The organism is Heterorhizobium halophytocola, from assembly GCF_017873095.1.
Classification (GTDB): Bacteria; Pseudomonadota; Alphaproteobacteria; order Rhizobiales; family Rhizobiaceae; genus Allorhizobium; species Allorhizobium halophytocola.
Window position 1 is genome coordinate 136721 of the sequence record NZ_JAGGJU010000008.1, and the last position, 21064, is coordinate 157784.

Annotated in this window: 20 protein-coding genes, 1 tRNA gene and 1 other RNA gene; 7 read left to right on the top strand and 15 right to left on the bottom strand. The window is 63.5% G+C overall.

Annotated elements, in window-relative coordinates:
- Window positions 1-3: 3 nt before the first annotated feature.
- From J2Z17_RS15300 to J2Z17_RS15320, 5 genes are all read right to left on the bottom strand, one after another.
- Window positions 4-795 (bottom strand): YdcF family protein, encoded by a 792-nt coding sequence (locus tag J2Z17_RS15300; protein WP_209946498.1) that lies wholly within the window; start codon window positions 793-795, stop codon window positions 4-6.
- A 31-nt stretch (window positions 796-826) separates the two neighbouring features.
- Window positions 827-1645, bottom strand: coding sequence for a class I SAM-dependent methyltransferase (locus J2Z17_RS15305; protein WP_209946499.1), 819 nt, complete (start codon window positions 1643-1645; stop codon window positions 827-829).
- Window positions 1642-2568 carry a metal-dependent hydrolase gene (locus J2Z17_RS15310; RefSeq protein WP_209946500.1) on the bottom strand — a complete coding sequence of 309 codons (927 nt, stop codon included), beginning with the start codon at window positions 2566-2568 and terminating at the stop codon, window positions 1642-1644. Before J2Z17_RS15310 ends, J2Z17_RS15305 begins: the two co-directional genes overlap by 4 nt.
- 210 nt (window positions 2569-2778) lie before the next feature.
- Window positions 2779-2854, bottom strand: a tRNA-Ala gene (locus J2Z17_RS15315).
- A gap of 154 nt (window positions 2855-3008) precedes the next feature.
- A complete protein-coding gene (locus J2Z17_RS15320; protein WP_209946501.1) occupies window positions 3009-3404 on the bottom strand; it encodes a TIGR02300 family protein in 396 nt (131 codons plus the stop codon).
- Between the two features lie 223 nt (window positions 3405-3627).
- Here J2Z17_RS15320 and cmk point away from each other — a divergent pair, with 223 nt between their 5' ends.
- Together cmk and rpsA are read left to right on the top strand one after the other, a co-directional pair.
- The gene (cmk, locus tag J2Z17_RS15325; RefSeq protein WP_209946502.1) at window positions 3628-4269 is read left to right on the top strand and encodes a (d)CMP kinase; all 642 of its coding nucleotides are present in this window, start codon (window positions 3628-3630) and stop codon (window positions 4267-4269) included.
- A gap of 157 nt (window positions 4270-4426) precedes the next feature.
- Window positions 4427-6127, top strand: a complete 1701-nt coding sequence (rpsA, locus tag J2Z17_RS15330; RefSeq protein ID WP_209946503.1) for a 30S ribosomal protein S1 — start codon at window positions 4427-4429, stop codon at window positions 6125-6127.
- 114 nt (window positions 6128-6241) lie between these two features.
- On the opposite strand, the gene J2Z17_RS15335 is transcribed toward rpsA, so the two are convergent.
- On the bottom strand, window positions 6242-8155 hold the full coding sequence (locus J2Z17_RS15335) for a hypothetical protein (RefSeq protein WP_209946504.1): 1914 nt from the start codon (window positions 8153-8155) through the stop codon (window positions 6242-6244).
- Window positions 8156-8406: 251 nt separating this feature from the next.
- Between J2Z17_RS15335 and J2Z17_RS15340 the strand changes: the two genes are divergently transcribed.
- Window positions 8407-9798 (top strand): nicotinate phosphoribosyltransferase, encoded by a 1392-nt coding sequence (locus tag J2Z17_RS15340; protein ID WP_209946505.1) that lies wholly within the window; start codon window positions 8407-8409, stop codon window positions 9796-9798.
- 15 nt (window positions 9799-9813) lie between these two features.
- Here the strand turns inward: J2Z17_RS15340 and J2Z17_RS15345 are convergent, their stop codons facing one another.
- Window positions 9814-10119, bottom strand: a complete 306-nt coding sequence (locus tag J2Z17_RS15345; protein ID WP_209946506.1) for a hypothetical protein — start codon at window positions 10117-10119, stop codon at window positions 9814-9816.
- 116 nt (window positions 10120-10235) lie between these two features.
- A complete protein-coding gene (locus J2Z17_RS15350; RefSeq protein WP_209946507.1) occupies window positions 10236-10862 on the bottom strand; it encodes a ribonuclease D in 627 nt (208 codons plus the stop codon).
- A gap of 710 nt (window positions 10863-11572) precedes the next feature.
- On the opposite strand from J2Z17_RS15350, the gene J2Z17_RS15355 reads away from it, so the two are divergent.
- Window positions 11573-13000 (top strand): phosphomannomutase, encoded by a 1428-nt coding sequence (locus J2Z17_RS15355; protein WP_209946508.1) that lies wholly within the window; start codon window positions 11573-11575, stop codon window positions 12998-13000.
- Window positions 13001-13023: 23 nt separating this feature from the next.
- Here J2Z17_RS15355 and J2Z17_RS15360 read toward each other — a convergent pair whose 3' ends face one another.
- The 4 genes from J2Z17_RS15360 to ffs all read right to left on the bottom strand — a co-directional run bounded on the left by J2Z17_RS15360 (window position 13024) and on the right by ffs (window position 16128).
- Window positions 13024-13638, bottom strand: coding sequence for a LysE family translocator (locus J2Z17_RS15360; RefSeq protein WP_209946509.1), 615 nt, complete (start codon window positions 13636-13638; stop codon window positions 13024-13026).
- A 77-nt stretch (window positions 13639-13715) separates the two neighbouring features.
- Window positions 13716-14039 (bottom strand): YbaB/EbfC family nucleoid-associated protein, encoded by a 324-nt coding sequence (locus J2Z17_RS15365; protein ID WP_209946510.1) that lies wholly within the window; start codon window positions 14037-14039, stop codon window positions 13716-13718.
- 36 nt (window positions 14040-14075) lie between these two features.
- The gene (locus J2Z17_RS15370; protein WP_209946511.1) at window positions 14076-15956 is read right to left on the bottom strand and encodes a DNA polymerase III subunit gamma/tau; all 1881 of its coding nucleotides are present in this window, start codon (window positions 15954-15956) and stop codon (window positions 14076-14078) included.
- Window positions 15957-16031: 75 nt separating this feature from the next.
- Window positions 16032-16128, bottom strand: an RNA gene (gene ffs, locus J2Z17_RS15375) — signal recognition particle sRNA small type.
- A 59-nt stretch (window positions 16129-16187) separates the two neighbouring features.
- On the opposite strand from ffs, the gene J2Z17_RS15380 reads away from it, so the two are divergent.
- Both J2Z17_RS15380 and nudC read left to right on the top strand, forming a co-directional pair.
- Window positions 16188-16628 (top strand): HIT domain-containing protein, encoded by a 441-nt coding sequence (locus J2Z17_RS15380; RefSeq protein WP_209946512.1) that lies wholly within the window; start codon window positions 16188-16190, stop codon window positions 16626-16628.
- Window positions 16625-17581, top strand: a complete 957-nt coding sequence (gene nudC / locus J2Z17_RS15385) for an NAD(+) diphosphatase (protein WP_209946513.1) — start codon at window positions 16625-16627, stop codon at window positions 17579-17581. Before J2Z17_RS15380 ends, nudC begins: the two co-directional genes overlap by 4 nt.
- A 90-nt stretch (window positions 17582-17671) precedes the next feature.
- On the opposite strand, the gene J2Z17_RS15390 is transcribed toward nudC, so the two are convergent.
- Together J2Z17_RS15390 and J2Z17_RS15395 are read right to left on the bottom strand one after the other, a co-directional pair.
- Complete coding sequence (locus J2Z17_RS15390) at window positions 17672-18535, bottom strand: prephenate dehydratase (RefSeq protein ID WP_209946514.1); 864 nt, start codon at window positions 18533-18535, stop codon at window positions 17672-17674.
- Window positions 18536-18548: 13 nt separating this feature from the next.
- The gene (locus tag J2Z17_RS15395) at window positions 18549-19298 is read right to left on the bottom strand and encodes a 3-deoxy-manno-octulosonate cytidylyltransferase (protein WP_209946515.1); all 750 of its coding nucleotides are present in this window, start codon (window positions 19296-19298) and stop codon (window positions 18549-18551) included.
- A gap of 160 nt (window positions 19299-19458) precedes the next feature.
- Here J2Z17_RS15395 and J2Z17_RS15400 point away from each other — a divergent pair, with 160 nt between their 5' ends.
- Window positions 19459-20049, top strand: coding sequence for a c-type cytochrome (locus tag J2Z17_RS15400; protein ID WP_209946516.1), 591 nt, complete (start codon window positions 19459-19461; stop codon window positions 20047-20049).
- Window positions 20050-20115: 66 nt separating this feature from the next.
- Here J2Z17_RS15400 and J2Z17_RS15405 read toward each other — a convergent pair whose 3' ends face one another.
- Window positions 20116-21060 carry an AEC family transporter gene (locus tag J2Z17_RS15405; RefSeq protein ID WP_209946517.1) on the bottom strand — a complete coding sequence of 315 codons (945 nt, stop codon included), beginning with the start codon at window positions 21058-21060 and terminating at the stop codon, window positions 20116-20118.
- Window positions 21061-21064 lie beyond the last annotated feature (4 nt).

Sequence of the window (21064 nt, forward strand, 5' to 3'; positions counted from 1 at the left end):
CCTTCACGGCCCCGGCAGGAATGTCGCCGTGCGGCCGGTGAGGTAATAGGCGGCAAGGCCTATCCATTCCCGCAGCGCCGTCGATGTCAGCTGGCTGTTGGATGTCGGCTGCGTCAGGTCGATGCCCAGCGCCACCTTGCCGCTGGTCCTGTAATCGACGGGCCAGGGCCGGACCGCGATGCCGGCCTTGCTGAACAGCCCGACTGCGCGGGGCATGTGATAGGCCGACGTGATCAGCAAGCAGCCATCCAGGCCGGACGTCCCGACAAGCGCCTTGGCGTTGCGCACGTTCTCGAAGGTCGTGCGCGAATCGTCTTCCTCGATCAGCCGCTTCGGATCGACCCCGAAGCCTGTGAGAAAGCGGCGGGAAACCGTCGCGTCGCCCTCGTAGTCGCCGCTGAGCGAGCCGTCGCCGCCGGAGACCAGAATGACGGATTGCGGATAGTTGAGCGCCAGCCGCAACGCTTCGACGAAGCGGTCGCCCGACTGGTTGAACTCCACGCCGCCCCGCGCCGTGGTAACTTCCGTTTCGAACGACCCGCCAAGCACCGTCATGCATCGCAGATCTGCCGGATCGCCATCGGGCCTGGGGAAGCGGGCTTCCAGCGCCTGCAGGGCGAAGGCGCCGCTGGTGGTGAAGAGGGTGACGAACAGCACGACCGACGCAAGGCCGAAGCTTGCAACTGCCAGCCGGACGCGGGCTGCCAGCAGCAGGAACAGGCCGAGGATCATCATGAGGAAGGTCAGCGACAGGGGCTGGGCGGCCAGCCAGAATATCTTCGATAGCAGGAACATGGGGGAGGATCTCGGGTGGGAGCGGTGTAGGTCAGCCTGTCTTGCGATAGCGCCGTGCCACGTAGACGATCTGGCCGCTGGACAGGCCCTTGTAGAGCACCGAGCCTTTCGAACCGGAAAATTCCGACATGAAGCGCTTCAGCAGAAACGCGCGCCGGATCCGCTGTTGCTTGCGCGATTCGGCAGCGTCGAGCGCGGCCACCACGTTTGGCGAGATATTGCGTCTGGCCGATGGCTCGAGGCCCGGCGCCGCCAGCTGCTCGTCGAGCACCTTTACCTGGCTTTTCGGCCGCATGTCGGCGAAGGTGAACCAGCCGCCGGGCTTTAGCACGCGGGAGACCTCGCGGGCGAAGGCCGGCACATCGCCGTAGCAATGCGAGGATTCGATATTGATGACGATATCGAATGTGCCATCGGCGAACGGCATGGCCTCGGCGTCGCCGGTCTCGAATGTCAGCAGCGGCGTATCGCTGTTCAGCCGCTCCGCTCGCCTGACCGTTTCCGGGGAATAATCGAGGCCGGTCACCGAAGCCGGTGCGTAATAGCGTGCGATATAGCGGCAGCCGCCGCCGCGGCCGGAGCCGACCTCCAGCACCCGGGCGCCTTCGACCGGCAGCCCGTCCAGGGCCTGGTGGTAGAGCCCGATAAAGGTGCGCTCGGGCTCGTCTTCCGCCTGCAGCGAAAAGGGCGCGTCCGACGGCAGATAGCCGTAATTCATGAACCGCCAGTCGCCATCGCTCCAGAACCGCGACAGCATGTTGTAGACGCGCCGCCACACCCATTTCTGCGCCCGCGGATAGCGGCCGGGGGTGGTGACGTCGAGAACGCTGGAAAACAGGCGACTGCTCATGCCGGCTTCACGTCCGGGCCGGCCGGCGAAGGGCCGGCTTGAGCTTCCAGCGACATGAATTCCTTGTAGAGCCAGTCACGACCCCGATGGATCAGTTCGTCGTCGTCCTTGTTGAGCGGATTGAAGCCCGGGAGATAATATTTCAGCACCAGCGGTGCGCATTTGCGCCAGTAGCCGGGGGAAAAGAACAGCACCCAGACCATCCGCGACCAGAAGCGCACGCCGGTCTTGATGCCGTCGGCTTGGGCGAAGATTCGCATATTGCGCAAAGTGATCATCAGGAACTGGGCCGCAACGGCATTGAAGGCCATGGTCCGCAGCAGATAGCGTTGCCAGCCCGGCGTCTTCGGGGTTGCCGCCTTCAGCACGTCGAGGGCGACGGCCTTGTGCTCCAGTTCCTCGAGAGCGTGCCAGGTCCACAAGCGTCTATAGGCCGGCGCGGCGTCCTCCAGGAATTCCGGGTGGCGCAAGGTGACGGTCGAAAGTGTCGCGGTCAGGTGTTCGATGGCGCAGGTGACGGCCAGGCGAAAGATCGGCTTCTTGTCGCTGCCGAGCGTTGCCCGCACCGGCGCTTCCATCGCCTCGACATCGTAGCCGAGCTTCTCCAGCGCCTTGTTGTAGGCTTCGTGTTCGCGGGTGTGGAAGGCTTCCTGCACCGAATAGCCGTTGATCTCGCTTGCCAGCTGTTTGTCCTTCAGCTTGCCCGCGTAGAATTTCAGGGATCGGATGAAATAGCGCTCACCCTCCGGCAGGAAGATCGAAAGCCCGTCTGCGAGCACCGTCCTGTGGAAGTCGCCGCCGAGCCAGTGGCGCACCGGATTTTCCAGGATGCCGAAGCGGATGTCGCGCGGAATGATGTCCTCGTCGTCCGAGGCGGGTGCCGCCCCGTTCCATCTCGCCTGCTGATTGCCCGCCTGTGCCATCTCGCCGCTCCGTCATTCTGCTGAGTGTTTGAAGGGCCGCTACCCCCGGGGCCGCATCCACTGTCGTGGAGATGCGGCAAATCATATTGAATGCATGCCAACGGGGCAACGCCCGATTTCGCCGACCGCCGCATCACCGAACGCGGTACGGCGTTCACCACGAAGGGACCGTAGTCCGGTGCTGTTCGTATCTGTCGAGGGGGAAGGTTTTGGTGGAGCTAAGCGGGATCGAACCGCTGACCTCTTGCATGCCATGCAAGCGCTCTCCCAGCTGAGCTATAGCCCCTTCCAAAAGGGTCCGGCAAGGCCGGTCCGGGAACCTGAAGGAAGCATCGCTTCCGGGCAGGTGGCGGCTTATTACTTCCGGTTTCCGGAGAGTGCAAGCCGAAAAGTGAAAGCCCGGTCAACTTTTATCGTCCGGGCTTTGAAAGTCAGGCGGTTCAGCCTTCCTCGTCTTCGTTGCTGACGCCGATGATACCGGTCATGTCGTCATCGTCTTCATCGTCGTCGGTCTGGAGGAAGGTGTCGTCCTCGTCGTCGTCGTCGATTTCAACGTCGTCGTCATCGCCCATGTCGGGAATGTCGTCGCTGTTCTTGCTGTCATCGTCCGCTTCCTCAAGCGAGACGATCTCGACATCCGTGTTCTCGGCGTCGACTTCCGCAACCTCTTCTTCCTCAGCCTTCTCCATGATCTTGGCAACGGACGTCTCCTCGAAGAAGGAGAGCGGCCATGAATTGCCGGAATAGGGAGAGACGATCGGATTCTTGTTCAGATCGTAGAATTTCTTGCCGGTATCCGGGCAAGTGCGTTTCGTTCCAAGTTCTGCCTTCGCCACTGTCAAAGCCTCATATTGAGCTTAAGGGAGATCGGCGCATGCCAAAGCGCGGCACTGCCGGCCGAATAATTTGCCGGACCCCATAGTCTGTGCCGGCTTGTCTGTCAAAGCTTAAGTCTGCGCCGGCCAAGATTTTCGCTGCGATAACGTGACCGTTCGATTTGCCTGTGCTAACCAGCCCCACCTTTTGAAGGCGTTGCAGACGGCAAGTGCAGGAGCAGGCGTGGCTGAACATATCATCATCGCGATCGACGGACCGGCGGCTGCCGGCAAGGGAACCCTGTCCCGTCTGATCGCCGATCGCTATGGGTTTCATCACCTGGACACCGGGCTTACCTATCGGGCGACGGCCAAGGCCCTGCTTGACCAGGGCCTGCCGCTCGACGACGAGGCGCTGGCCGCCGACGTCGCCCATCGCCTCGAACTGTCGGGCCTGGACCGCGATGTGCTGGCCGTCCACGAGATCGGCGAGGCGGCATCCCGGATCGCGGTCATGCCGGCCGTGCGCCGCGCCCTTGTCGAGGCGCAGCAGGCCTTCAGCCGCCGTGCGCCGGGTACGGTGCTCGACGGCCGCGATATCGGCACCGTCGTCTGTCCCGCAGCGCCGGTGAAGCTCTATGTCACGGCGAGCCCCGCCGTGCGCGCCAGGCGCCGCCTGGAGGAGATCCTGAGTCGCGGCGAGCAGGCGGATTTCGACGCGATTTTCGCCGATGTTCAAAGGCGCGACGCGCGAGACATGGGCCGCGCCGACAGTCCGTTGCGGCCGGCTGCCGATGCGCACTTGCTTGATACGTCGGAAATGAGTATAGAGGCGGCGTTTCAGGCCGCGCGCGAGATTATCGACGCTGCATTGAAGATGAAATGATGCGGACCTGCTTTTTTGAGCGGCCCGCAAATTAGCCGAATGGATCGACCCTGCGCCGGATAGCCCATCAGAATGGGCGGTCGAACCGATTTGGCATGTGAAACACGAACCCACCGGTGCGTATACGCGTCCGCTCAGGATGCGACTAGGAGCTTTAATGTCTGTTTCTAACCCCACGCGCGATGACTTCGCAGCAATGCTCGAAGAGTCCTTCGCCAAGACCGATCTTGCCGAAGGCTATGTCGCAAAGGGCGTCATCACCGCCATCGAAAAGGACGTCGCGATTGTCGACGTCGGTCTGAAGGTCGAAGGCCGCGTTCCGCTGAAGGAATTCGGAGCCAAGGCCAAGGACGGCACGCTGAACGTCGGCGACGAAGTCGAAGTCTATGTCGAGCGCATCGAAAACGCGCTGGGCGAAGCCGTTCTGTCGCGCGAAAAGGCTCGCCGCGAAGAAAGCTGGATCAAGCTCGAAGCCAAGTTCGAAGCCGGCGAGCGCGTCGAAGGTGTGATCTTCAACCAGGTCAAGGGTGGTTTCACCGTCGATCTGGATGGCGCCGTCGCCTTCCTTCCGCGTTCGCAGGTCGACATCCGTCCGATCCGCGACGTGACCCCGCTGATGCACAACCCGCAGCCCTTCGAAATCCTCAAGATGGACAAGCGCCGCGGCAACATCGTGGTATCGCGCCGTACGGTTCTGGAAGAGTCCCGTGCCGAGCAGCGTTCTGAAATCGTTCAGAACCTCGAGGAAGGCCAGGTTGTCGAAGGCGTCGTCAAGAACATCACCGACTACGGTGCGTTCGTCGACCTCGGCGGCATCGACGGTCTGCTGCACGTCACCGACATGGCATGGCGTCGCGTCAACCATCCGTCGGAGATCCTGTCCATCGGCCAGCAGGTCAAGGTTCAGATCATCCGCATCAACCAGGAAACCCATCGTATCTCGCTCGGCATGAAGCAGCTCGAAGCGGATCCGTGGGATGGCATTGCTGCCAAGTACCCGGTTGGCAAGAAGATTGCCGGTACGGTTACCAACATCACCGACTACGGTGCCTTCGTCGAGCTGGAACCGGGCATCGAAGGCCTGATCCACATCTCGGAAATGTCCTGGACCAAGAAGAACGTACATCCCGGCAAGATCCTGTCCACGAGCCAGGAAGTCGACGTTGTCGTTCTCGAAGTCGACCCGACCAAGCGCCGTATCTCGCTCGGCCTCAAGCAGACGCTGGAAAATCCGTGGCAGGCATTTGCCTTCAGCCACCCGGCCGGTGCTGAAGTCGAAGGCGAAGTCAAGAACAAGACCGAATTCGGCCTGTTCATCGGCCTCGAAGGCGATGTCGACGGCATGGTTCACCTCTCCGACCTCGACTGGAACCGTCCGGGCGAACAGGTCATCGAGGAGTTCAACAAGGGCGACATGGTCAAGGCCGTGGTTCTCGACGTCGACGTCGAGAAGGAACGCATCTCGCTGGGCATCAAGCAGCTCGGCCGTGACGCGCTCGGCGACGCTGCCGCTTCGGGCGAACTGCGCAAGAATGCAGTCGTTTCCTGCGAAGTGACGGCCGTCAACGACGGTGGCCTCGAAGTGAAGCTGGTCGAGCACGAGGACATCACCTCGTTCATCCGTCGCGCCGACCTCGCACGGGACCGTGACGAGCAGCGTCCGGAGCGTTTCTCCGTTGGTCAGGTTTTTGACGCCCGCGTCACGAACTTCTCCAAGAAGGATCGCAAGGTCATGCTGTCGATCAAGGCTCTCGAGATCGCAGAAGAAAAGGAAGCCGTCGCGCAGTTCGGTTCGTCCGACTCCGGCGCTTCGCTCGGCGACATTCTGGGCGCTGCCCTGAAGAACCGCACCGAGTAATCTGCGCTCAACAGCGACAGACTGAAAAGAAGACGCCGCCGGAGATCTCTCCGGCGGCTTCTTTCGTGTTTGCCGTTCTCAACGGATTGCCGTGTCCGGCGACAGCTTCCGGTTTCAGCTGAGGCCGGCCATGCGCCAGTAAAGCCCTTCGGGCCCCTGTGACGCCGGCTCGCCAGCAAGCTGGACCGGGATCGGTGTCGGGGTCCTGCCGGTCTCGTCGCCTGAAGGAGCGGGCAGGGCTTTCGGTGAGGTTGCGCGGTCGTCGGCCACCAGGGTCGCTTCCGCCGCGATTGGCGTCTCTTCGTGGTCGAAGGAGACCTCGCTGTCGCGCGCCTCGGCCTGCGCCCCGTCATCTTCCTCGTCTTTGCTCTGGGGCTCCTTCTCCTGCTCGTCGGCAGCGGCTTCGCCCTCTTCGCTGTCCTCGTCTTCCTCGTGGGCGCCCTTCAAGGCGTAGCGGTCGGCTTCGTCCTGAGCGAATAGGTAGTTGACCACCGGCAGCGGGATGGCCGTTGGCAAGTCGGGTTCGGTGACCTGGCCGGCCGCCTCCGCGAGTGCCATGGTCTGGCTTGCTGCAAGGTTCAGCAGGTGACTGGCAGTCTTGCCGGGCATGGCCCTGCTGTCCTCGCCATCGGCGCCGGGCTGGATCGCCGGCTGGGCCAGACGGTTGCGTGCACAATCGATCTCCTTGTCAGCCTCGGCGGGCAGCGCCACGGCCTCAGATCCCGCCTCCTGCTTGCCTGTCCGGCCAAGCGTCGAGCGGATCAGCTGGTCCAGCGCGCTTTCGGGCTTTGCGGCAAGGGAAGCCGGCGGCGTGGTGGTGATTTCCTGCCAGCCTTTCAGCACCTGGAGGATCGGATGACCTTCCTCGGGCTTCGCAGCAGCGCGGACGGTGAGCTTTTCCGGCTTGTCGGACGAAGCGTCAGGCGCGCGTGAGGACGAAACCTCCCCTGGTGCTTCGCCAGCGCCGGTCTCGGCCTTGGCAAGCGGTGTTGCCGGTGCGGCTGCAGTGGAGGCGGCGACGGGCGGAGGCGGTCCTCCGGCCGCGATTGGCGAGGCGATAGTGCCCGACGAAAGGCGCCCGGCCGCCTGAGAGCTTGCGGGACGGGGTTCGTTTCGACCGTCTCCCGGAACGGCAAGGACCGTTACCGGCCTTGCGGCTGTCGCGGGCTGACCGGCTTGCGGTCTTGCAAGGGTTGAAGGGGTGAGGGCCGGTCTCTCGCTGGCGGGGTCTGCTGCCGGCACCGACCTGGCGAAATCGGGCGCAGCATCCGGTCCGGTCGGGAGAGGCGTGAGCGCCTTTTCGGTCGTCGCGGCGAGCATCGGGCTGGCCGCCGTCGCCTGAGCCGCAGGCGCGGCCGTCTGCGTCAACGATGGTGCTGTCGGTGTTTGGGCTTGCGGACTGCTTGGGCCGGCTGCCGGGGCAGGGGCTTGCGATGCAGAAAGCGTGGCGGCCGGCTGCGGCGCGGCGTGTCCTGCCGCCGGTGTGGTGACCTGCGCCGCCGGGGGCGCTGGCGGTATCCGGCCGTCGCCATTGTTCTGCTGGTAAAGGGTCACGATCGATCGGGTGGCCGGATCCTGCGGGCCGCCGGCGCCGCTGCCCTCGAGCCGTGCGGCGAGCCTGGCGGCGGCCGGACCGGACGGGTCGGAGAGGGCGGCGATGACGAAGGCGAGCTTCAGGCCCTCGACACGCTGGTTCAGCAACTGCTCGACGAGCACGCGCATCTGCGGGGAGAGCTTTGCGAGGAGCCCGGAGAGACGCCGCAGATAATGCGCGTCCGTCTCATCGTCCTTGCGGTCGCTGCCGAGCGCGCGGCTCAGCATTTCGGCGAGCAGCACCAGCCCGTCGGACGAGCGGCTGGTGACCATCATGTCGTTGAGGCGGCCGGAGATGGCGATCTTCGGATCGACGCTTCGGCTCGGCGCCTCGTCGGCGGTCCGGAACTCTCTCTTGACGGCGTCCGGCACATCGCTCTGGCGAGGGGCCTGCTGGCTTACGCTGTTCTGGCTGGCGGCAATCGGCTGCAACATCTCAAGCGATCCTTTTGCAGTACGGTCGGACGACAGGAGCAATCACACCGCTCATGCGGCGGGGGCATGCCGGCTCGGCAAAAGGATACGAATGCGGAAATGCCCATAAGAGGGTAAGGTTACGCGAGGGCCATTAAGAAAGTGCTAACCATGCGCCCGACCGCCATGCTTGCTCCGCGCAAGGATGGCTTTCTAGGTTCGGGTCCGACGCGACACGGACAATGCCCGCGAACCGAAGTGTGAGTGATAATATGAGTCTGCAAAACCCGATCCTCAACACCGACAGCTACAAGCTCGGCCATTTCCTGCAATATCCCGAGGAAACGCGGGCCATCTCGGGCTATGTGACAACGCGCGGTGCCTCCACCCGACCGGAGATCGTGTTCTTCGGTCTGCAGGCATTCCTGAAGAGCCATCTGTCGCGCCAGATTACCGAGGACCATGTCGATGAGGCCGAAGAGATCGCCGGCCTGCAGGGGCAGCCCTTCAATCGCGCCGGCTGGGAGCGGGTGGTCGACAGCCATGACGGTTATCTGCCGCTGCGCATCGAGGCGTTGCCGGAAGGCATGCTTCTGCGCCGCGACCTGCCCATGGTGCAGGTGATTTCCACCGATCCGGAACTGCCCTGGCTGACCGGCTTCGTCGAGACCGCCCTGCTGCGTGCAATCTGGTATCCCTCGACGGTCGCCACGCGAGCGCGCCGCCTGAAGGACACGCTGCGCCCGCTCTACGAGCAGAGCTGCGACGATGCCGAGGCCATCTTGGAAATCGCCCTTGCCGATTACGGCGCGCGGGCGGCGAGCTCGGAAGAGCAGGCCGGTCTTGGCGGTCTTGCGCATCTGCTCTCGTTCGGGCGCAGCGACACGCTGGCGGCGATCGAATACGGCCGGCGCTTCTATGCCGCGGCCCTCAAGGGGACCACCCTTCCGGCCTCCGAACACACCACCATGATCGTCTGGGGGCAGGACCGGGAAGAAGAGGCCTTCGCCAACATGCTGGAACGCTTCCAGGCGTTTCCGTCCGTGTCGGTGGTTTCCGACAGCTATGATATCGCCAACGCCGTCTCCGACGTCTGGGGCAAGGCGTTGAAGAGCAAGGTGATTGCCGAACAGCCACGTCTGATCGTGCGGCCCGACAGCGGCGATCCGATCGACACGCCGGTCCAGGTCGTGTCCCAGCTCGCTTACGCTTTCGGCACCCGCCAGAACGCCAAGGGCTATAAGGTGATCGAGCACGGGGTGCGTGTCCTGCAGGCCGACGCGGTGTCGATCCAGGATATCACCATGGTGCTTGGCCGGCTGGAAGGCATGGGCTTCTCCGCCGAAAACATCACTTTCGGCATGGGCTCGTCGCTGCTGCAGCGGGTCAGCCGCGACACCTTTTCCTTCACCATGAAGTCGACCGCCTGGCAGGACGGCAATGGTCGCTGGCACGACATGGCAAGGCGCCAGCCGCCGATGCGCGCCGGCAATCCGAAAAGTGGCAGGCGCGCGGTGATCAACGATGCCGGCGATGTCTACGACATCCCCTTGTCCGAGCTCGGTTCGCGCGAAAACCTGCTGCGCCCCGTCTGGGAAGAGGGCCGGCTGCTGCGCGACTGGACGTTCGACGAAGTGCGGCAAAGGGCAAGACGCGAAGTCTGATCCTGGCAGGTTGGCTCAGGGCGACAGGTTGATGAACATCCGGTAGATGCCGGCGTCGTCGGAATTGACGGCGCTGATATAATCGTCGCTTCCAGGCGCTTCGTCGCCTTGCGGCAGGGCATCGAGAAAATTGGCGGGGATGGCGGCATCCGCCGGCTCGGCCGTCTCGGTAGCCGGGGCGACCCCGGGCTCCATCTCGGCCATGACCGCGGCCAGATGCGCCTTTGCGGTCTCCAGGATGTCGGGAAGGCGCGGTCTCACGCCCCACTGGCTGTCGCGATTGTCCGATTGATCGACGCGACCGGCAGACGCATTCAACATGAACTGATGGAACCCCATACACAGCAGGGGACGCAAAGTGCGACCCCCGCGAACTCTGACTGGGGCGATCCTAGACCCTGGACCTTAACATTCTGCTGTCGTTGGGGCGCGCGGGGTCAGCTGTGCGCGAAAATGTCGGTTTCCTCCCACCCGAGCAGGTCCAGCTTGGCGCGCGTCGCCAGGAAGGTGAAGCAGGCCTGGGCGTGCTCCATGCGGCCGTCGCGGACGAGGCGTTCGCTCAGGCGATCGCGAAGCGCATGCAGGTAGAGCACGTCGGAGGCTGCATATTCCAGCTGTGCCTGGGAGAGCTTGGCCGCACCCCAGTCGGACGATTGCTGGGCCTTGGAGATGTCGACCTCGACCATTTCCTTCAGATTGTCCTTCAGTCCATGGCGATCCGTGTAGGTGCGGCAGAGCCTTGAGGCAATCTTCGTGCAGAAGACCGGCGTGGTGGTGACGCCGAAGGTGTGGAACAGCACGGCGATGTCGAACCGGCCATAGTGAAAGATCTTCTGGCGGGTGGGATCGGCCAGCAAAGCGGTCAGGTTCGGCGCTTTGGTCTGGCCGGCGGCGATCCGGATGACATCCGCACTGCCGTCGCCGGGCGACAGCTGTACGACGCAGAGGCGGTCGCGGCGCGGCACCAGGCCCAGTGTTTCCGTGTCGACGGCCACCGCGTCCGCGTAGCGCGCCGCATCCTCGGCGGAAATGTCACCCTCGTGGTAGCGGATCGTGGCAGCCATTCGTCATACTCCGTCAATTCTGTGTCGTCTGCGATGTCGCTGAGCCCTCCGGCAAGGGCATGCTTGCGGCTTCAGCCTTGGCCCTTGCCGGGTACGGACAGGATTATGCGCCGATGGCGGGCTATAGCGCAAAGCCCGGGGCTGCTCCACCGTCATTTGGCATTTCGGTGTCTGGGCGGGCGCCCGGGTCCGTTGCCGGCGGCTTGAGGGTGTTTCGCAGGGCTTGCGCGCGTTTGGCATAAAAACCCCACATTTTGCTGTGGATTTAGGCAGTCTCTGCCCCATATCGTGCATATCTCGAAGCAATATGATGAGTGTTATGCGCAGGATGCATTGCTGCGATGCAAAATTTAGGCTGCCATTTCTGAAGAATCATACTATATTCAAATCATCGAAGCGGCGCACTCCTCCTCCCAGTGCCGCGAGATAGGATCGGCAATACTCCTCCTCCTCCCAATTGCCGATCGAGTTTAAGAGCCTGGCGCACCTCCTCCCGCGCCAGGCTCTTTTCGTTTTGGCGCCTGCTGCGCGGACTTTCCCAACGCCATCGTCTAAGCGGATCTGTTTGCGTTACGCGCCGGATTTCTGCCGCCGCTGCAAGCGTGCTTCCCGTCCTGCGCCGAGGGCTTTACTTCCGCCTCCCACTTTGGAACATTTCCGCCCGCCGGAGCTTCGGTCAGTAGTATCAATTCCAACGAAAGGTTGAGTGCGTGGCTGCGAAATTTGGAACCAGTGGCTTGAGAGGCCTTTCGAGCGAACTGAAGGGTGCGGTTTCTGCACTTTATGCCACCGCCTTCGCCGAATTCCTGAAGGATGCGAAGCTGGCAGAACCCGGTTCGCGCATTGCCGTCGCGCAGGATTTTCGCGAGTCGAGTCCGGAGATCGCCGCGACCGTCATGGCGGCCCTGAAGCGGGCGGGTCTCGAACCTGTCGATTGCGGGGCCATCCCGACGCCGGCACTCGCCTTCTATGCAATGGGCCATGGCTGGGCGTCGATCATGATTACCGGATCGCATATCCCCGCCGATCGCAACGGCATCAAGTTCTACCGGCCGGATGGCGAGATCGGCAAGACGGACGAGGCGGCGATCACCGGATTTGCCGAGACGCTTGCCAAGGACGAGACCGCCAACCGTGTCGAGCAGGTAAAGGGCGACAACCACGAAACCGAAGCCGTTGCCCTCTTCCTCAAGCGAAACCGTGCGGTGCTGCCGGCCGGCGCGCTAAGCGGCCTGCGGATCGGTGTCTATCAGCACAGCACGGTCGCCAGAGACATGATGATCGAGGTGCTGAAGACCTATTATGCGGATGCCGTGCCGCTCGGTCGCTCCGACACCTTCATTCCGGTCGACACCGAAGCGGTGTCGATCGACACGCTGGAAAAGATCGCCAGATGGTCGGCCGACGAGAAACTGGACGCGATCATCTCCGCCGATGGGGACGGCGACCGGCCGCTGGTGGCCGACGAAAACGGCGTGCCGCTGCGGGGCGACCTGCTGGGGCTGATCACGGCGCGATTTCTCAAGGCAAAATGCGTGGCGACACCGGTGACGTCCAATTCCGGCATCGAGAGCGCCGGCGACTTTACCGTGGAGCGCACGCGGGTCGGCTCGCCCTATGTGATTGCGGCGATGGATGACGCCATGGCCGAAGGCAAGACCGAGGTGATGGGCTTCGAAGCCAATGGCGGCCTGATGCTCGGTACCGATTTCGAGGTCGATGGCCGCCGCATTGCGGCGCTGCCGACGCGCGACAGTTTCGTGCCGGTGCTGTCGGTCCTCTATCTGGCGGCCCAGCGAAAGGTTCCTGTGTCGCAGATCGCAGCCGATTTCAGTCTGCCGGTCGCGGCTGCCGATCGCCTGGAAAACTATCCGACGGAGAAAAGCCAGGCGCTGATGCAGTATCTGCGGGCCTCGCCGGACAATATGGAAGCGTTTCTGGCGCCGATCGGTCGGGTGGCGCAGACCTCCGATATCGATGGCCTGAGAGTTACTCTCGAAGACGGCCGGATCATTCATGTCCGCCCGTCTGGCAATGCGCCCGAACTGCGCTGCTATGTCGAAGCCAAGACCGAAGACGCGGCCGAAGCCCTGCTTGCCCAGGGCCTGTCGCTGCTGTCGGCCTGGGAGCCGGCCTGACCCTCCCGACCTTCGCGATTTTGTCAGCCGCGGACGGCAATTGCCGCCGCGGCTGTCGCCATCAGTCCGGCGCTGGCGCGGTTGACCAGTCTTACCGTCCGGGCATTGCGGATATAGCGTCGGCCATGCCCCGCAAGCAGCGCCCAGAAGGCATCGACGGTGACAAGGACGACCAGCATCGTCGCGGTGAGCTCTGCCCATCCGATGAAATCGACATGCGACAGATCGATGATCGCCGGCAGCAAGGCGATGTAGAAGATCATGATCTTCGGATTGCCGAGCGCGACCGCCATGCCGGCGGCAAACATGCGCCAGGGGGATGACCGCTGCGGCATGGTGTCCGTTTCCGGCTCCGGTCTTGAGGTCCACATCTTCCAGGCGAGATAGAGCAGATAGACGATGCCGGCCCATTTGACCGTCAGGAAGAGCGGTTGCAGCGTGGCGGCGATCGCGGTCAGCCCGACCACGGCAAAGGTCAGCCAGATCGCTTCGCCGATCCACATCGCAACGAGAAAGGGCAGCACGTCGCGGATGCCCTTGGCGAGGACCCGCGCGACGAGCGCCGCGATATTCGGTCCCGGCGAGCCGGCGGCGACAAACAGCGCCCCGGCAAATATCAAAAGCCCGGAAAGGCTCATGCTATCCCCCTTCACATAACGGCGATCGTGCCCGGATAAAGTCAGGCGGTCAAAAGCCGTTTGGTAGCGAAGCCGCTTTAGAAGGGAAGCTTCATGCCGGGCGGGATCGGCAGGCCGGCGGTCATTTCCTTGGTCTTTTCGGCCATCACGGCCTCGGCCTTGTCCTTGGCGTCCTTGTGCGCCGCCACGATCAGGTCCTCGAGGATTTCGGCCTCGTCTTCCTTGATCAGCGACGGATCGATCTTGACGCCGCGCAGGTCGCCCTTGCCGGTCATGGTCACGACGACGAGCCCGCCGCCGGACTGGCCCTGGACTTCGAGTGCAGCGATCTCCGTCTGCATCTGCTCCATCTTGGCCTGCATTTCCTTGACCTTGCCCATCATGCCCATCAGGTCGCGCATGGTTTTGTCTCCTTGGTCAGAATGATTGGTAATCCATCAAAAATCGATGTCGTCGCCCGGAAGGATGTCGCCCTCTTCCGATTCGGCGACGGCCGGCGGCGGGGCCTGCTCGTCCTCTTCCTTTTCGGCATTGAGGATGCGCACATCGGTCACCTTGGCGCCGGGAAAACGCGCGATGATCGCCACGACGTCAGGGTCTTGCCGGGCGTCCTTGAAATGCGCTTCCCGCTGCGAGCGTTCGCTCTCGACAAGCGTCTGCTCGCCCTGTTCGCGGGACAGGATGACCATCCAGCGGATGCCGGTCCATTCCTCCAGCCGCCGCTGCAGATCGCCCGTCAGGGATTTCGGCGCGTCTTCCGGAAGATTGATCTCCAGCCGGCCCGGCTCCAGGCGCACGAGGCGCGCATAATTGCGCAGCAGCGCCTTCAGCTTCGGGTCGCGGTTCTTCGTGCAGAGTTCGCTGATGTCGTCAAGCGAACGCACCGGAACCTTTTCGACCGGCTCTTCGACGGTCCGCGTCTCGCCGCGGATCTGCGGGCTTGCCTCGGGCGGTGCGCTGGAGGGGACCGCCTTCAGATGCGCGACGGGGGCGCTCGATGGCGCGGCATAGCTTGCAGCCGATGACTGGCCGACGGCATTGGTGCGCAGCATGGCCTGCGCTCCACCGCCACCATTGCCGCCCCCGCCGTTCGGCCGGCCGGAAGCGGCGCCGCCGTCACTGTCGGAAAGCTCAAGCATTCGCCGTGCGGCGTCTTCGGGCGAGGGAAGGTTGGCGGCATGGGCGAGCCGGATCAGCACCATTTCGGCGGCTCCTGCGGGACGCACGGCATTCTCGGCCTCGGGAATGCCCTTCAGCAGCATCTGCCAGATGCGCGAAAGGGTCGTCACCGCAATGGCGCTCGCGTATTCGGCGCCACGCACACGCTCGATCTCGCTCAGCGAGGGATCCTGCGCCGCCGAGGGAATATATTTCAACCGCGTGACCAGATGGGTGAAATCGGCAAGATCGGTCAGCACCACGGTCGGGTTGGCACCCGCCTCGTACTGGCCCTGAAACTCTTCCAGCGCGCCGGCGGCATTGCCGGTGATCACATGGGCAAAGAGATCGACGATCCGGGCGCGGTCGGCAAGGCCGAGCATGCTGCGCACCGCGTCGGCCCGCACGATGCCGCTGCCATGCGCGATCGCCTGGTCGAGCAGCGACAGCCCGTCGCGCGCAGAGCCTTCGGCGGCGCGGGCAACCATGGCAAGCGCCTCGTCCTCGGCCTCGACGCCTTCCTTGGCCGCGATGGTCGAGAACAGCCCGACCAGATCGGCGGCACTGATGCGGCGCAGGTCGAAGCGCTGGCAGCGCGACAGCACGGTGATCGGCACCTTGCGGATTTCCGTCGTGGCGAAGATGAACTTCACATGCTCCGGCGGCTCCTCAAGCGTCTTCAGCAAGCCGTTGAAGGCCTGCGTCGAGAGCATGTGGACTTCGTCGATGATGTAGACCTTGTAGCGCGCCGATACCGGCCGGTAGCGCACCTGCTCGATGATCTCGCGGATGTCGTCGATGCCGGTATGCGAGGCCGCATCCATCTCGATCACGTCGACATGGCGGCCTTCCATGATGGCCTGGCAATGCTCGCCGGGCACGCGCAGGTCGATCGTGGGCTTGTCGATCTCGGCGGTCTTGTAGTTCAGCGCACGGGCCAGAATGCGGGCGGTCGTCGTCTTTCCGACGCCGCGCACGCCGGTCAGCATATAGGCCTGCGCGATGCGCCCGGTCTCGAACGCATTGGTCAGCGTGCGGACCATCGGCTCCTGACCGACCATCAGGTCGGTGAAATCCTTGGGACGGTATTTGCGGGCAAGGACGCGGTAGCCGTTTGGCTCGCTGGTGGCAATCGGTGCTTTAGGCTCTATATCGCTCATAGCCCCTGCCGGCATCCTTTCGGCCCGTTCGGGCGTCTCCGACCGACGCCTTTGAAACGCCGGGTTGTCGAGAGGGTGGGAGGCTGGCACGATGACCCGTGCCGGGCTCGTTAGGGCTGCTTCCTTCCGGACCTGACCCGGTTGGCGAGTGGCTCGTCCACCACCAACCTCCCGAGGCCACATATCGGCAATAACGAAACCAAATGCAAGCCAAGCCGTCAAAAAACTGGTATGGAAAACAAAAACGCGGAGAAGACATCCTCAATGCCCTTTGCTCTCGATGATCGACTTGCTCGCGACAGCAAGCCGCTATTGACGTTGGATCTCTGCGAGGTTCGCCTGATCAATGACAGCCGCTGGCCCTGGCTGCTCCTGGTGCCGCAGCGGGATGCGGTGACCGAGCTGTTCGAGCTGACGCCGCTCGACCAGACCATGCTGACTTTCGAACAGATGACCGTGTCGGCTGCCCTCAGGCGGGCCACCGGGGCCTTGAAGATCAATGTCGGTGCCCTTGGAAACATCGTTCGCCAACTCCACGTTCATGTCATCGCCCGCAACGAGGGGGATGCCAACTGGCCGGGTCCCGTCTGGGGCTTCGGCCAGGCGGTGCCCTATGCCGACGGCGCCGAACAGGACTTCAAGCAACGGTTTCTTCAAGCATTGTACCCATGACAACATCGATTTTTGACCAGAACGGGCCCCACCCGGAGCCGAGCGACCTCACCGCATTCGCGCAGAACGACCTCGACCGCCGGGCGGAGCATCGAGGCGAGACCTGTCTCGCCGACGCTTTCAAGGCCGAGGGCAGCCATGCCTTTGCCTTTGCCGGCGACAAGATCATCCTCAAGCATGATCGCCAGGTGCTGGACCCGCTGTTTGCCCCTTACGAACTGAAGGCGCTCGACCCGGACCCCGACAATGCGGTGGTGCTCGGCTACAAGGCCAATGGCGAGCCGCGCATCGCCGTGCCGGTCGGCATCGATCCGGACAATCTGCCCGAACTCTACAAGGCTGCCGGCGCCCGCTCGATCTACCGCGACGGGTTGATGCACGAGGACGTGGTCGGCGAGATCGGCCAGGGTTTCTCCTTCATGCACTGGATGTCGCGCAACCGCTTCTGCGGTCGGTGCGGCCAGCCGACGGAGCCGCAGATCGGCGGCTATCGCCGGGCCTGCACCGCCTGCGACAATGTGATCTTCCCGCGCACAGATCCGGTGGCGATCATGCTGGTCATCGACGAGGCCAGTGACCGCTGTCTGCTGGGTCGCGGACCGCATTTCGCGGCCGGCATGTATTCCTGCCTTGCAGGCTTTATCGAGCCGGGGGAAACGATCGAAAACGCGGTGCGCCGCGAAACGCTGGAGGAGTCGGGGGTCAAGGTCGGCACGGTGCGCTATCATGCCTCGCAACCCTGGCCGATGCCGCATTCCCTGATGATCGGCTGCTATGGCCGGGCGGAAAGCGTCGAGATCGATTTCGATACGGACGAACTCGAAGACTGCCGCTGGTTCTCGCGCACCGAAACAGCTGAAATGCTGGACCGCGCGATTGGCGAAGGGCAGGCCGCCCCGCCGCGCGGCGCCATCGCGCACCGGCTGATGCGCGACTGGCTGGAATGGGACTGATGGTGCCGGCCGGCTCGGAAACCGGCTGCTGAAGCGTGGACGCTGAGCTGGAAGATCCAGGCGCGTCTTGGCAGCGGCCGGCTTTACGCCTCAGAGGCTCGCGATGTGACCGCGCATCGGATGAGCCTTGTAGACACCGAGAATGCGGACCTTTTCCGAGAAGAAGCGCAGTTCCTCGAGCGCCCGCTTGACCGGCGCATCGTCGGGATGGCCCTCGATATCGGCATAGAACTGGGTGGCGATGAACTTGCCCCCGATCTGGTAGCTTTCGAGCTTGGTCATGTTGACGCCATTGGTGGCAAAGCCGCCCATGGCCTTGTAGAGCGCGGCCGGGATATTGCGCACATTGAAGACGAAGGTCGTGACATAGTGGTCGCCGGCATCGGTGCGCTTGGGCTCCGGCGCGTCGCGCGAGAGGACGACGAAACGGGTGACGTTGTTTTCCGAATCCTCGACGTTTTCCGCCAGGATATCGAGACCGTAGAGTGAGGCTGCGAGCTTCGGCGCCAGCGCCGCCATGCTGCGGTCGCCGCGTTCGGCCACCTGTTTGGCAGCCCCGGCGGTGTCGCCGGCCACCACAGCCTTCCAGCCGTGGCTGCGGATGATGTTGCGGCACTGCCCGAGCGCATGGATATGGCTGTGCACCGTCTGGATCTCGTCGAACCACACGCCCGGCATCGCCATCAGCTGGAAGCGGATCGGCATGAAATATTCGCCGATGATATGCAGCCGCGAGAGCGGCAGCAGGTAGTGGATATCGGCAACCCGGCCGGCAAGCGTGTTTTCGATCGGGATCATCGCCAGGTCGGCATCGCCGCCTTCGAGCGCCACGAAGGCATCCTCGAAGGTCGGGCAGGGCAGGGGCTCCATGTCGGGATAGGCGTCGCGGCAAGCCATGTCGGAATTGGCGCCGAACTCGCCCTGAAACGAGATCCTGTTGGTCTTTGCAGGCAAGGGAAGGCTCCTTCTATTGGCCGGACAGGATGGCACGCGCCTTGTCGAGGTCGGCTGCGGTGTCGACGCCCAGCGGCACGGTGCGGACGATCTCCACATCGATGCGCATGCCGGCTTCCAGCGCCCGCAGCTGCTCGAGTGATTCGCGCTTTTCCAGCGTCGACGGCGCCAGCTTGACGAACTGCTCGAGGGCGGAGCGGCGATAGGCATAGAGACCGATATGGTGGTAGAGCGGGCCTGCGCCATAGGGTGCCGTCGCGCGGGTGAAATAGAGCGCGCGCAGCCGGCTGTCGCTCAGCGGCGAGCCGACGGCCTTGACCACATTGGGGCTCGTCTTCTCGTCGTCGTGGGTGATCTCGGCTGCCAGCGTCGCGATATCGACGGCCGGATCTTCGAGCGGGCGAAGTGCTGCACGAATGCTGTCGGGATCGATCGTCGGCAGGTCGCCCTGCACATTGATGATCACGCGCGCCTTGCCGTCCGGATCCGCCTTCATCATCGCCTCGTAGATCCGGTCCGAGCCGGACTGGTGGTCGACGCGCGTCATGACGACCTCGAAGCCCGCATTCTGGACGACGTCAAAGACCTGCTGGTCGTCGACGGCCACGATGATGCGCCCGACTTCGGCTTCCTGCGCCCGTTTTGCAACCTGAAGGATCATCGGGAGGCCGCAGATATCGGCCAGAGGCTTGCCCGGCAGGCGGGTCGAGGCCATGCGGGCGGGGATCAGCACGAGAGTATCGGCAAGTTCAGTTTGGGGCATCGCCTGGCCTTCTATGGCATCGGAAAGAGTGGCAAAAAGTCTCAGTCAAGGTTGCAAGTCTGAAATCGTGTTGCAAGGATCAGTCAAAAGACATAGGTTTCGTGCAATTTCAAGGTCGTGCGGGTCATGATCCGCTGGAAGCGAGGGGGAGCGTTTGCAGATGAGTTCATACGTGAACATGGGTGTCGGTGCGTTGTTGGGGACGGTCTTCGTCCTGATGACGGTGTCTATCGCTTCGGAAGGGATCTTCCATGGCGCCGCGCCCGAAAAGGAAGGCTATGCCATCGTTGCCGAAGCGCCGGCGGACGCCGAGGGTGGTGGCGAGGCTGTGGCCGAGACGCCGATCGCCGTGCTGCTGGCGAGCGCCGATGCCAAGGCCGGCGAAGCGGTTTTCAAGAAGTGTCAGGCCTGTCATGACGACACCAAGGGTGGGCCGAACAAGGTCGGTCCGAATCTCTACGGTGTCGTCGAGCGCCCGATCGCCTCGCATGAAGGCTTCAGCTATTCGGCGGCAATGAAGGATTTCTCCGAGGGCGGCTCCAAGCACTGGAGCTTCGAGAACCTCAATCATTTCATCACGGCGCCGAAGAAATTCGTGCCGGGGACCGCCATGGGCTTTGCCGGCCTGAAAAAGGACACGGATCGCGCCAATCTGCTGCTTTATCTGCACACCATGGCCGATACGCCGGTGGAACTGCCAAAGCCGGATGAGGCCGCTGCCGCGCCCGCAGAGCCCGCGCCGTCGAACTGAGCGCCTCTTCTTGCAGACATCTGATCAAACCCGGCCAAGGCCGGGTTTTTTCGTTCACGCCTTCCGCTAGAGCACGAGCCAGGCCCAGAACGATACGCTGAGGATGCCGACTGCGGTCGTCAGCGTGATCGTCGATGCGGTCAGGCCGTGCCCGACACCGAATCGGTTGGCGATCAGATAGGCGTTGATGCCGGTCGGAACCGAGGATGTCAGGACGAGCGCGCTGGTCCAGGTCGGGCTGAGGCCGACGATATGGCAGGCGCACCAGACGACCGCCGGCATGACGACCAGTTTCAGCACGCTGATCAGCGAGGCCAGGCCCAGATTGCCCGACACCCCGTATTTGTTGAGCGCCATGCCGAGGGATATCAGCGCCGCCGGCGCCGCCATGCCGGCGATCTGATGGGTGATGTCATGCACCAGCACCGGGATCGGCAGGCTCACGAGGTGAACCAGAAGGCCGACCGCGAGACCGATCACCAGCGGATTGCGCAGCAGGTTCATGCCGACCTGGCCGAGAATCTGGACGAGGCCGCGTCCGCTGCCGCCGCCGACCTTGCGGTCGGCATTCTCCATCATCACCGTTCCGACCACCATCATCAGCGGCAGATGGACGGCGAGCAGGATGGAGAGCGGCACGATGCCGGCAGGACCGACGATGTGGCCGACCAGCGGCAGGCCGATGAAGACGTTGTTGGCGAAGGCGGCGGAAACGCCGGCCAGCACCCCCAGTCTTTCGTCGCGACCGAAGATCCGCGTCGCAATCAGATGTCCAAGCGTCCAGGCGACGATGACCGCACTGAAATAGGCAGCCCAGAGCCGAAACGGCGAGGCGCCGTGAAAATCCGCCTCGGAGATCGTCTGGAACATCAGCACCGGCACCGCGACCTTGAAGACGAACTCGCCCAGCCCGTCCCCGATCTCGGCCTGCAGGACGCCGAACCGGACCAGCAGCCAGCCAAGCAGGATGAGGATGAAGATCGGCGCGACATTGATGATGATCGAGGACATGGGG

What these genes read in the sequence shown, in the direction of transcription:
- J2Z17_RS15300 (WP_209946498.1), bottom strand. Translation starts at nt 795, where the DNA reads ATGTTCCTGCTATCGAAGATATTCTGGCTGGCCGCCCAGCCCCTGTCG.
- J2Z17_RS15305 (WP_209946499.1), bottom strand. Translation starts at nt 1,645, where the DNA reads ATGAGCAGTCGCCTGTTTTCCAGCGTTCTCGACGTCACCACCCCCGGC.
- J2Z17_RS15310 (WP_209946500.1), bottom strand. Translation starts at nt 2,568, where the DNA reads ATGGCACAGGCGGGCAATCAGCAGGCGAGATGGAACGGGGCGGCACCC.
- rpsA (WP_209946503.1), top strand. Translation starts at nt 4,427, where the DNA reads ATGTCTGTTTCTAACCCCACGCGCGATGACTTCGCAGCAATGCTCGAA.
- J2Z17_RS15335 (WP_209946504.1), bottom strand. Translation starts at nt 8,155, where the DNA reads ATGTTGCAGCCGATTGCCGCCAGCCAGAACAGCGTAAGCCAGCAGGCC.
- J2Z17_RS15340 (WP_209946505.1), top strand. Translation starts at nt 8,407, where the DNA reads ATGAGTCTGCAAAACCCGATCCTCAACACCGACAGCTACAAGCTCGGC.
- J2Z17_RS15345 (WP_209946506.1), bottom strand. Translation starts at nt 10,119, where the DNA reads ATGTTGAATGCGTCTGCCGGTCGCGTCGATCAATCGGACAATCGCGAC.
- J2Z17_RS15350 (WP_209946507.1), bottom strand. Translation starts at nt 10,862, where the DNA reads ATGGCTGCCACGATCCGCTACCACGAGGGTGACATTTCCGCCGAGGAT.
- J2Z17_RS15360 (WP_209946509.1), bottom strand. Translation starts at nt 13,638, where the DNA reads ATGAGCCTTTCCGGGCTTTTGATATTTGCCGGGGCGCTGTTTGTCGCC.
- J2Z17_RS15365 (WP_209946510.1), bottom strand. Translation starts at nt 14,039, where the DNA reads ATGCGCGACCTGATGGGCATGATGGGCAAGGTCAAGGAAATGCAGGCC.
- J2Z17_RS15370 (WP_209946511.1), bottom strand. Translation starts at nt 15,956, where the DNA reads ATGAGCGATATAGAGCCTAAAGCACCGATTGCCACCAGCGAGCCAAAC.
- J2Z17_RS15380 (WP_209946512.1), top strand. Translation starts at nt 16,188, where the DNA reads ATGGAAAACAAAAACGCGGAGAAGACATCCTCAATGCCCTTTGCTCTC.
- nudC (WP_209946513.1), top strand. Translation starts at nt 16,625, where the DNA reads ATGACAACATCGATTTTTGACCAGAACGGGCCCCACCCGGAGCCGAGC.
- J2Z17_RS15395 (WP_209946515.1), bottom strand. Translation starts at nt 19,298, where the DNA reads ATGCCCCAAACTGAACTTGCCGATACTCTCGTGCTGATCCCCGCCCGC.
- J2Z17_RS15400 (WP_209946516.1), top strand. Translation starts at nt 19,459, where the DNA reads ATGAGTTCATACGTGAACATGGGTGTCGGTGCGTTGTTGGGGACGGTC.
- J2Z17_RS15405 (WP_209946517.1), bottom strand. Translation starts at nt 21,060, where the DNA reads ATGTCCTCGATCATCATCAATGTCGCGCCGATCTTCATCCTCATCCTG.